Raw genomic sequence first — 10,409 nt, 5'->3', positions numbered from 1 at the left:
CCGTGCACGCGATCGGGGTGCGCACCCGCGCCACGGCGGGCGCGGGCGTCGGCGCCCGCCCGAGCGCCGACGCCGAGCCGGCCGCTCGGCCCGCCGCCGCCACCGCCGAACAGGCCGGTCAACCGGCAGCCGAGCTGCTGGAGTTCTGGCGCGCCACGCTGGGCGTGCCGGCCAGCGCCGACGACGACTTCTTCCAACTCGGCGGGCACTCCCTCCAGGTGCTCAGCCTCATCGACACGGTCGAGGGGCACACCGGCCGGCGGCTGGACGTCACGGAGTGGCTGGACCGCCCGACCCCGCGCCGGATGGCCGAGCTGCTCGGCCTCCGGGCCGCCGCACCCGCGAACCCCACCGCCCCGCCCGCCGGAGCGCGGGCGACGCCCCCGCCCACGCCGGCCGCGACGCCCCGCCCCGGCGGCCTCGCCGTGCTCGCCGAGGGCACGCCCGAGGGCCGGTGGCTGCACCTGATCCCGGGCGCCGCCACCGGACGCCTCCCCTACCGGGAGCTGGCCGACGCGCTGCCCGACGACTGGCGGATCACCGTTCAGGAGGACACCGGCGACACCGGCGACGCCAACCCCACGGTCGCGGCGATGGCGGACCGCCATGTCGCGCGCCTGACGGCGGCCGAGGGAACGCCCGACGTGCTGGCCGGCTGGTCCATGGGCGGCCTGCTGGCGCACGCCGTCGCCGCCCGGCTTGAGGCCGCTGGCGCGCCCTGCCCCCCACTGCTGCTCCTCGACCCGCCGGCGCCCGAGGCCGTGCGGAGGGCGCGACCCGAGGACTTCCTCTCCTTCACCGAGTCGGCGCTGCGCGCTGCCGGGGCCGAGGCACTGCGCCCGGCCGTCCTCTCCCTCGGCGACTCGACCGAACGCGAGGCCCGGCTGCTGACCGCGCTGCTCAGGGTCGCCGGCGCCCGGGGCGCCGAGGCCAGGCCCGACGCGCTGAGCGCCCACGCCGCCCTGCACCGGCGCCATGTCGCCGCGATGTCCGGGCATGTCGCGGCCGTGCGGGTCGCCGCGCCCGCTCTGCTGGTCGCCGCCGACCTGGACGAGGAGGGCGTCGACCAGTGGCGCGCCCGCTGCGGCGGCGGCCTGTCCGTGGTGCGCCTCACGACCGACCACTACGGCCTGCTGCGCGGCCGGCCCGCCCGCGAGGTCGCCCGGCTCGCCGACCGGCTCGCCGCGCTCCCCGGCCTTCCCGACGCCGCCCAACCCGCCGAAGAGCCACAGCCGTTGGCCACGCGCTGACCGCGCCGCGCACCGTGAAGGAGAACGAGATGGACAGCTCCGAGGCGCCCATGCTGACCCCCGACCGCGCACCCGAGGAGCCCGCCGACCCGCAGCACCCGCCGCGCGCGCAGGACCCGCCGGCCGGGGCCGGCGACGAGATCCCGCCGGGCCACCTCCGCAGCGAACGCAACACGGCGGTGCTGGTCGGCTTCACCGCCGTCACCAACCTCGCCGACGGCGTCACCAAGATGGTGCTGCCGCTGATGGCCACGCGGATCACCGACTCCCCCGCCCTGGTCTCCGGGGTGGCGCTGACCCTCACCCTGCCCTGGCTGCTGATCGCCCTCCATGTGGGCGTGCTGGTGGACCGCTTCGACCGCCGCCGGCTGCTGTGGATCGCCAACAGCGTGCGGCTGGTCGCCATCGCCGGCCTGCTGCTGGCCGTCGCCAACGACAGCGCCGGGCTGCCCGCGCTCTACGCCGGCGGCATCGCCCTGGGCTTCGCCGAGGTCGTCGCGCTGACCTCGGCCACCGCGCTGATCCCGGCGGCCGTGGCGCCCCACGGCCGGGAGCGGGCCAACGCCTGGGTCGCCGGCGCCGAGACCGTGACCAACGAGTTCTGCGGCCCGTTCGTCGGCGGCCTCCTCCTGGCGGCGGGCGCCGGCATCGCGCTGGGCACCACCGGCGCCGCCTACGCCGTCGCCATGGTCATCCTGGCGTTCCTCGTCGGCCGGTTCACGCCGGTCACCCGCCGGGACCAGCCCACCACCTCCGTGAACCAGCGCATCGCCGAGGGCCTGCGCGTGCTGTGGAACCACCGGCTGCTGCGCATCATGGCGCTCTCGCTCACCGTGCTCGCCTCCTGCTGGGGCGCCTGGCTGGCGCTGATGCCGCTGATGGCGATCCACGAGATGGACCTGGACGAGCGACAGTGGGGCATCGTGCTCAGCGCGCTGGGCGTCGGCGGCCTCGTCGGCGCGATGACCGTGCGCGCCGTCAACCGGCTCCTCGGGCGGCGCGGCGCGATGTTCGCCGACCTGCTCGGCACCGCCGCGATGGTCGCCGCGCCCGCCCTGACCACCAACATGTGGCTGGTGGCGGGCGGCGCCTTCCTCGGCGGGATGGGCGGCATCCTGTGGACCGTCAACTCCCGCACCATCAGCCAGTTCCTCGTCGAGGACGGGGTGCTGGGCCGCTACAACGCGGCCGCCCGGCTGTTCAGTTGGGGCGCGATGCCGCTGGGCGCCGGCATCGGCGGCCTGCTCGCCGAGTTCGCGGGGCTGCGTTTCACCTTCCTCTTCTTCACCGTGGCCACGCTGCTGCTGATCATCCCGTTCCTCCGGATGGTCACCCCCGCCGCGCTCGCCGAGGTGCCGACCACCCCGCGTCGTTCCTGAGCCACGTCCCGACCAGAGACCGAACAGGTCTCACTCGATCCTGACCAGATCTCAGCTGATTCCCGACCGCTCCTGACCTTCCCCCTGCGCACCCGCCGTCCCCGGAGGAGAGCCGTAATCATGCCGCTGCTTGCCCCGAGCCCCGTCGAGACCCCCCGCTTCCGCGCCTTCGGCCCACGGCAGATCGACGCCATAGCGAAACGCTTTCCGCTCACCCGGGAGCAGGTGGAGACCGTCGCGCTGATATCCCAGGTGCTGCCGTTCCGGGTGAACGAGTACACGCTCTCCGAACTCGTCGACTGGGACCGCGTCCCGGACGACCCGATGTTCCGGATGGTCTTCCCGCAGCGCGGAATGCTGTCCCCCGGGGACGAGAAGCTGCTCGCCGAGGCCAACGCGAGCGGGGACCGGCGGGCGACGGCCGCCGCCGTGCGGGAGATCAGGGGCCGCCTCAACCCGCACCCCTCCGGCCAGTTGGAGCTGAACGTCCCCAGCGTCGCCGGCTCCGCCGTGCCGGGCCTCCAGCACAAGTACCGGGAGACCGTCCTCTACTTCCCCAGCCAGGGGCAGACCTGCCACTCGTACTGCACCTACTGCTTCCGCTGGGCGCAGTTCGTCGGGGACGCCGACCTGCGGTTCGCCGCCCCGGGACCCGAGCAGCTGATCGGCTACCTGGGCGCGCACCCCGAGGTGCACGACGTGCTGGTCACCGGCGGCGACCCGATGATCATGACCACCAGCCGGCTGCGCGAGCACCTGGAGCCGCTGCTGGCGGTCGACACCGTGCGCACCATCCGCATCGGCACCAAGTCCGTCGCCTACTGGCCGCACCGCTTCGTCACCGACAAGGACGCGGACGACGTGCTGCGGCTCTTCGAGCGGGTGGTGGCCAGCGGGCGCACCCTGGCCGTGATGGCGCACTTCACCCACCCCAGGGAGCTGAGCACCGAGCCGGCCCGCAGGGCGCTGGCCCGCATCCGGGCCACCGGCGCCGTCGTCTACTGCCAGGCGCCGCTCATCGGGCGCGTCAACGACGACGCGCTGGCGTGGAGTTCGCTGTGGAAGGCCGAACTCGCGGCGGGGGCCGTGCCCTACTACATGTTCGTCGAGCGGGACACCGGCCCCCACGACTACTTCAAGGTGCCGCTGGCCAAGGCCGCCGAGGTGTTCCGCTCGGCCTACCGCGCCCTGCCGGGGCTGGCCAGGACGGTGCGCGGGCCGGTGATGTCCGCGACGCCGGGCAAGGTCGTGGTCGACGGCGTCGAGGAGACCACCAAGGGTCGTTACTTCCAGCTCCGGATGCTCCAGGCCCGCGACCCCTCGCTCGTGGGCCGGCCGTTCCGGGCCCGTTACTCCACCACCGCCGCCTGGCTGGACGAGTTGGAGCCCGCCCCCGAGACGCCCGCCGACATCGCGACGGCCGTGTGGGGCCGCGCGCCGCGTGCCACCACCACCGAAGGAGAGTTGTCATGACCACATCGACCGAGCCGCCGACCCCGACGGTGACGGCCCGCCCCATGTCGCCGAACCTGGCGCTCAACCAACTGGTCGCCGAACGCCGGGCGTTGGGCGACGACATCCTCCACCTGGGCTTCGGCGAGTCCCGGCTGCCGGCCTTCGACCCGCTGGTGGAGCACCTCCTGGCCGGCGCCCGACGCAACGGGTACGGCGCCGTCCAGGGCGACGCCGCCGTGCGGGAGGCCGTGGCCGGCTACTTCACGCGCCGACGGATGCCGACCGGCCCCGACCAGGTCGTCGTCGCGCCCGGGAGCAAACCGCTGCTGATGGCGCTCAACCTGGTCCTGCCCGGCGACGTCGTGATCCCCCGCCCCGCCTGGAACACCTACGCGCCCCAGGCCGCCATCGCCGGCAGGCACGCCGTCTCGGTCCCCATCCCGGCCGAGGCCGGCGGCGTCCCCGACCCGGCCGCCCTGCGCGCCACCCTCCACGCGGAACGACGGGCCGGCCGCGACCCGCGCACCGTCATCCTGACCCTGCCGGACAACCCGACGGGCACCCTCGCCTCGCCCGCCCTGATCTGGGAGATCTGCGCCATCGCGGAGCAGGAGAACCTGACCGTCGTCTCCGACGAGATCTACCGGGACGTCGTCCACGACCCGACGACCCCGTTCCTCAGCCCCTCCGAGGTGATCCCGCACCGCACCGTCGTCACCAGCGGGCTGTCCAAGAGCCTGGCGCTGGGCGGCTGGCGGATCGGCGTGGCCCGCTTCCCTGGCGACGAGGCCGGCCTGGCCCTGCGCGACGACGTGCTCTCCGTCGCCAGCGAGGTGTGGTCCACGCTGGCCGGGCCCATGCAGCAGGTCGCCGCCTACGCCTTCGCCGAGCCGCCCGAACTCCGCGCCCACCTGGCCGCCAGCGCGCGGCTCCACGGGGCGGTGGCCCGCGCCGTGCACGAGATCTTCGTCGCGGCCGGTGCCACCTGCCGCCCGCCGACCGGGGCGTTCTACGTCTACCCGGACTTCGAGCCGCTGCGCCCCGTACTGGCCGCCAAGGGCGTCACCGACTCGCCCTCGCTGGCCCGCCACCTCCTCGACGAGTGCGACCTCGTCGTCCTCGCCGGCCACCTGCTGGGCGACGACGTCCACGCCCTGCGCTTCAAGGCCGCCACCAGCATGTTGTACGGCGACACCCCCGCGCTCCAGTGGCAGTCCCTGCGCGCCGCCGACCCCCTCGCCCTACCCCATGTCGCGCGGGCCCTGGCCAGGATCGGACGGGGCGTCGAGCGGCTGGTCTCCTGAACGGGGCGCGGGTCGCCGCCGGGCGACGCCGGGCGGCTAGAACCTGTCCGGCGGACCCTGCCGGGCCGCCGTGCCCAAGGTGGATGAGGCAGTAATCGACGGGGCCCGCCCATTAATCCCTCGACCGTCCCTCCGCCCCGGGGGAAACTCTCCGCGATGACGCCACGAACCGATACGCCTCCCACCTGGGACGAGCGCACGCAGCTGATCACTTTCCTGGAGTACGCCCGCGACACGGCGCGAGCCAAGTGCGAGGGTGTGTCCGCCGAAGACGCCCGCAGAGCCCCGCTTCCGAACTCACCGCTGATGACCCTGTGCGGGCTGATCAGCCATCTGCGGTGGGTCGAGTATCACTGGGTCCAAGTGATGTTCCTAGGGGAGGAACCCGCGGGTCCGCTCACGCGGGCGAGCGACGACGACCCCGACCCCGAGATGCGGACAGCGGTCGACATCCCGTTGCCTCAGCTGCTCACCGAATATGAGGAGCAGAGCGACCGCTACCGTGGCCTGCTGTCCGACCACGACGTGAACTCAAGGGCCAAGCGCCCCATCAGCGACGGCCGCCACGTGGACCTCCGCTGGGTGATCCTCCACCTCATCGAAGAGATCTCCCGACACAACGGGCATCTCGACATCGTGCGAGAGCTTGTCGACGGACGGACCGGCGTCTAGGTCCTGTCCGGCGGATCATGTGACCTTCCGACCGGTCGCTCGTTGATTCGGGCATGGGTCGGGGGGACCTGACGAACCGCGAGTGGTCGTTGCTGAAGCCGCATCTGCCGCCTCTGGGTGGCCGGGGTGGACGTCGGAACGACCATCGCGTCGTGGTGAACGGGTTCCTGTTCCGGGTCCGGACCGGTCCCGTGGCGTGACCTGCCGGAACGTTATGGCTCGTGGAAGACCGTCTACGAACGGCGTCGCCGCTGGTCGGCGGACGGGACCTGGGACCGGAGCCCGCAAGCGGTCCAGGCTGACGCCGACCTGGCAGGACGGATCGACTGGTCGATGGTCGGCGTCGACTCGACATCCTGCCGGGCCCATCAGCGCGCGGCCGGCGCCCGCGAAGCCCGTCGGCGGATCCCGAAAAAAGGACGACGCCCCGGCACCACCGCCCCGACGAGGGACTCGGACGGTCCCGGGGCCGCCTGACCTGCGAGATCCACCTCGCCAGTGAAGGCGGCTGCCGCCCGATGGCCCTCCTGCTCACGCCGGGCCAGTGGGGCGACGCCCTGCGGATGGCCGAGGTCCTGGACCGGTTCCGGGTTCCCCGTCCGCTGGGCGGACGGCCCCGGACCCCGCCGGACCGCGTCAGCGGCGACAAGGCTTACAGCTCCCGCCGCAACCGCCGCTACCTGCGAAGACGCCATATCCGGCACACGATCCCGGAACCGAGGGACCAGCGGACCAACCGCCGCCGCAAGGGCAGAGAAGGCGGCAGGCCAACGGGCTTCGACCGCGACCACTACCGGCGCCGCAACGAGGTCGAGAGGACCATCAACCGACTCGAGAACTCTCGCGCGGTCGCGACCCGTTACGACAAGCGGGCCTACGTCTTCCACGGCACCGTCACCGCCGCAGCGGTCCGGCTCGCTCTGGCTCTGGCTCTGCCAGTGATCCGCCGGACACGGCCTAGTCGGCGCCGACGAAGACCGCCAGCAGCAGCCACACCACCGGCGCGGTGGGCAGCAGCGAGTCCAGTCGGTCCATGATCCCGCCGTGCCCCGGGAGCAGCGAGCCCATGTCCTTGATGCCCAGATCCCGTTTGATCATGGACTCGCCGAGGTCGCCCAGCGTCGCGCTGGTGGCCACCCCGAGGCCGAGGAGCACGCCCTGCCACCAGGTGCCGTCGTCGATCAGCCACATCATCGACAGGGCGCCGACGACCGCCGCGAAGAACACCGCGCCGGCCAGGCCCTCCCTGGTCTTGCCCGGGCTGATCCTGGGCGCCAGCTTGGCCCGGCCGAACCGCCAACCGACCGCGTAGGCACCGGTGTCGGCGACGACGGTGAGCAGTATGAAGACCAGCACCCGCCACTCGCCGTCGTCGGCGGCGAGCATCAGGGCCACGAAGCTGGCCAGGAAGGGGACGTAGAACGCGGCGAAGACGCCGGCGGTCACGTCGCGCAGATAGTTCTCCGGGGAGGAGAACATCCGCCACAGGCAGGTGGCCAGCACCGTCAGCGCCAGGGCGGACCAGGCGCCCCGGGCGCCGTCGAGATAGCCGGCGACGACCGTCGCCACGCCGCCCAGCGCCAGCGGCACCAGGGGCACCCTGATCCGCTTGCACTCGGCGAACCGGGTGGACAGCTCCCAGAGGCCGACGACCACGGCCGCCGCTATCACGACCAGGAAGGCGGGCCGGTAGACGAAGAGCGCGGCGAGGACCAGGGCCCCGAGACCCACCCCGACCCCCACGGCGGCCCTCAGGTCACGCCCGGCGCGCTTCTTCGGCGGAGGAGGGGCCGGGGGTCCGGCCGGCGCCCGCCCGGTGGCCGGGGACGGCCCCCGGGTTGATTCGTTCACGGATGGCTGTGTCCTTGTCGGTTCTCTCGGTCCGATCGATCACGCGCGGCACGGCGCCCGAGCATCGGCGCGGCGCCCGACCGTTCAGACCTCAAGCAGCTCGGCTTCCTTGTGCTTGAGCAACTCGTCCACCTGCCCGACGTACTTGGCGGTGGTGTCGTCCAACTCCTTCTCGCCACGCCGGCCCTCGTCCTCGCCGACCTCGCCGTCCTTGATCGCCTTGTCGATCAGCTCCTTGGCCTTCCGCCGCACCCCACGGATGGAGATCTTGGCGTCCTCGCCCTTCGTCCTGGCGACCTTGATGAACTCCTTGCGGCGCTCCTCGGTCAACTCCGGGAAGACGACGCGGATGATGTGCCCGTCGTTGGTGGGGTTGACGCCCAGGTCGGAGTCGCGGATCGCCTGCTCGATGTTGCGCAGCGACGACTTGTCGAACGGGGTCACCACCGCCATCCGCGCCTCCGGCACGGAGAAGGAGGCGAGTTGGTTGATCGGGGTCATGGTCCCGTAGTACTCGGCCACGATCTTGTTGAACATCGCCGGGTGGGCACGGCCGGTGCGGATCGCGGCCAGATCCTCCTTGGCGACCACAACCGCTTTCTCCATCTTCTCCTCGGCTTCGAGGAGGGCTTCTTCGATCACCACGTGCTCCTGGTTCGATGTTGTGTGCGCTGACGGACCGTCAGGCCCGCCGGCCCTGGCTGTTGACGAGTGTGCCGATCTTCTCACCCTTTACCGCACGGGCGATATTGCCCTCGGCGAGCAGCTCGAACACCAGGATGGGCAGCTGGTTGTCGCGGCACAGGGTGATCGCGGTGGAGTCGGCGACCCTGAGGTCCCGGGTGATCACCTCGCCGTAGTCCAGGGCGTCGAACTTCACCGCGTCCGCGTTCCGCGCGGGATCGGAGTCGTAGACCCCGTCCACGCCGTTCTTGCCCATCAGCAGGGCCTCGGCGTGGATCTCCAACGCCCGCTGCGCGGCGGTCGTGTCGGTGGAGAAGTAGGGCATCCCCATGCCGGCGCCGAAGATCACCACGCGGCCCTTCTCCAGGTGCCGCACGGCGCGCAGCGGGATGTACGGCTCGGCGACCTGGCCCATCGTGATCGCGGTCTGCACCCGGGAGTCGATGCCCTCCTTCTCCAGGAAGTCCTGGAGGGCGAGGCAGTTCATCACCGTGCCCAGCATCCCCATGTAGTCGGAGCGGGCGCGGTCCATGCCGCGCTGCTGGAGTTCGGCGCCACGGAAGAAGTTGCCGCCGCCGATCACCACCGCGATCTGCGCCCCGTCCCGCACCACGGCCGCGATCTCCCTGGCCATCTTGTGCACGACATCGGGATCGACACCGAGCCCGCCGCCGCCCGCGAATGCCTCACCCGACAGCTTCAGCAGGAAACGGCGGGGTTTGTCGTCCTGGTTCATGGAACTCTCCTCGTGCACACGCCAAGGAGGCCACTGCCGGCGGACCTTGCGGTTCCCCTGTACGGCAATGGCCTCCTCGTCACAACTGCCGTCGCCCCGGCCGCAGCGAAGCGACCGCACGGCCGGACGGCCTTCCGCCCGACAATAGCCGGGTCCCGACCACCGCGTGGCCGACGGCGCGTCCGGGACGGTCGCCGGCCCGTCGGGGTCAGGCGCCGACGCGGAAGCGGGCGAAGCCCTGGACGGAGACGCCGGCCTCGGTGACGACCTTCTGGACGGACTTCTTGTTGTCCTTGGCGAAGGGCTGGTCGAGCAGCACCTTCTCCTTGAAGAAGCCGTTGACGCGGCCGTCGACGATCTTCGACAGCGCGGCCTCGGGCTTGCCCTCCTCGCGGGCGGTCGCCTCGGCGATGCGGCGCTCGTTCTCCACCACGTCGGCCGGGACCTCGTCGCGGGTCAGGAAGCCGGGCGCGAACGCGGCGATGTGCTGCGCCACGTCCTTGGCGACCTCGGCGTTGGCCTGGTCCAGCTGCACCAGGACGCCGACCTGCGGGGGCAGGTCGGGGCTGGTGCGGTGCAGGTAGCTGCCGACATAGCCGCCGGTGAGGCGGGCGAACCGGTCCAGCACGATCTTCTCGCCCAGCGTCGCGTTGGCCTCGTCGACGAACGCCTGAACGGTCTTGCCCGGCTCGATCTCGGAGGCGAGCAGCGAGGCCAGGTCGGCCGGCGCGGTGGCGAAGACGTGGTCGGCCACCTGCTGGGCCACGGCCTGGAACTTGTCACCCTTGGCGACGAAGTCCGTCTCGCACTTCAACTCGACCAGCACGCCGGTGGTGTTGTCCTCGGCGATGACGGCGACGACAGCGCCGTTCTCGGCGGTGCGGCTCTCGCGCTTGGCCACGCCCTTCTGGCCCTTGACACGCAGGATCTCCACGGCCTTGGTGACGTCGCCCTCGGCCTCGTCCAGCGCCTTCTTACAGTCCATCATGCCGGCGCCGGACAGCTCACGGAGCTTCTTGACGTCGGCGGCGGTGAAGTTCGCCATGGTTACGTGATTCTCTTCCCGGATCTCGTCGTT

At 72.1% G+C, this 10,409-nt stretch carries 9 protein-coding genes and 1 pseudogene; 6 read left to right on the top strand and 4 right to left on the bottom strand.

Features of this window, described 5'->3' with window-relative positions:
- The 6 genes and pseudogenes from EBN88_RS13035 to EBN88_RS13010 form a co-directional block, all read left to right on the top strand.
- A partial coding sequence (locus EBN88_RS13035) for a thioesterase domain-containing protein (protein WP_233580636.1) occupies positions 1–1,250 on the top strand: 1,250 nt, incomplete at its 5' end.
- Positions 1,251–1,279: 29 nt separating this feature from the next.
- Entirely contained in the window at positions 1,280–2,629 is a 1,350-nt protein-coding gene (locus EBN88_RS13030) for an MFS transporter (protein ID WP_233580635.1), read from the top strand.
- Between the two features lie 120 nt (positions 2,630–2,749).
- Positions 2,750–4,102 (top strand): KamA family radical SAM protein, encoded by a 1,353-nt coding sequence (locus EBN88_RS13025; protein ID WP_122184016.1) that lies wholly within the window; start codon positions 2,750–2,752, stop codon positions 4,100–4,102.
- Positions 4,099–5,388 carry a pyridoxal phosphate-dependent aminotransferase gene (locus tag EBN88_RS13020; protein WP_233580634.1) on the top strand — a complete coding sequence of 430 codons (1,290 nt, stop codon included), beginning with the start codon at positions 4,099–4,101 and terminating at the stop codon, positions 5,386–5,388. The genes EBN88_RS13025 and EBN88_RS13020 overlap by 4 nt, the downstream gene beginning before the upstream one ends.
- A 156-nt stretch (positions 5,389–5,544) precedes the next feature.
- Positions 5,545–6,060 (top strand): DinB family protein, encoded by a 516-nt coding sequence (locus EBN88_RS13015; protein ID WP_122184015.1) that lies wholly within the window; start codon positions 5,545–5,547, stop codon positions 6,058–6,060.
- A gap of 53 nt (positions 6,061–6,113) precedes the next feature.
- A pseudogene (locus EBN88_RS13010) lies at positions 6,114–6,983 on the top strand (IS5 family transposase); the annotation flags it as partial.
- A gap of 34 nt (positions 6,984–7,017) precedes the next feature.
- Here the strand turns inward: EBN88_RS13010 and EBN88_RS13005 are convergent.
- The 4 genes from EBN88_RS13005 to tsf all read right to left on the bottom strand — a co-directional run bounded on the left by EBN88_RS13005 (position 7,018) and on the right by tsf (position 10,376).
- Positions 7,018–7,911: a phosphatidate cytidylyltransferase gene (locus tag EBN88_RS13005; protein ID WP_233580633.1), complete on the bottom strand. Its 894-nt coding sequence runs from the start codon at positions 7,909–7,911 to the stop codon at positions 7,018–7,020.
- Positions 7,912–7,995: 84 nt separating this feature from the next.
- Positions 7,996–8,553, bottom strand: a complete 558-nt coding sequence (gene frr / locus EBN88_RS13000) for a ribosome recycling factor (RefSeq protein ID WP_122184020.1) — start codon at positions 8,551–8,553, stop codon at positions 7,996–7,998.
- A gap of 40 nt (positions 8,554–8,593) precedes the next feature.
- A complete protein-coding gene (pyrH, locus tag EBN88_RS12995) occupies positions 8,594–9,331 on the bottom strand; it encodes a UMP kinase (protein ID WP_122184013.1) in 738 nt (245 codons plus the stop codon).
- Between the two features lie 208 nt (positions 9,332–9,539).
- Positions 9,540–10,376, bottom strand: coding sequence for a translation elongation factor Ts (gene tsf / locus EBN88_RS12990; RefSeq protein ID WP_122184012.1), 837 nt, complete (start codon positions 10,374–10,376; stop codon positions 9,540–9,542).
- Positions 10,377–10,409 lie beyond the last annotated feature (33 nt).

It is taken from the genome of Streptomyces triticirhizae, assembly GCF_003696235.1.
GTDB classification, from domain to species: Bacteria; Actinomycetota; Actinomycetes; order Streptomycetales; family Streptomycetaceae; genus Streptomyces; species Streptomyces triticirhizae.
Note: the sequence above shows the minus strand (reverse complement) of the source record. Positions and strands in the feature narration are given on the sequence as shown.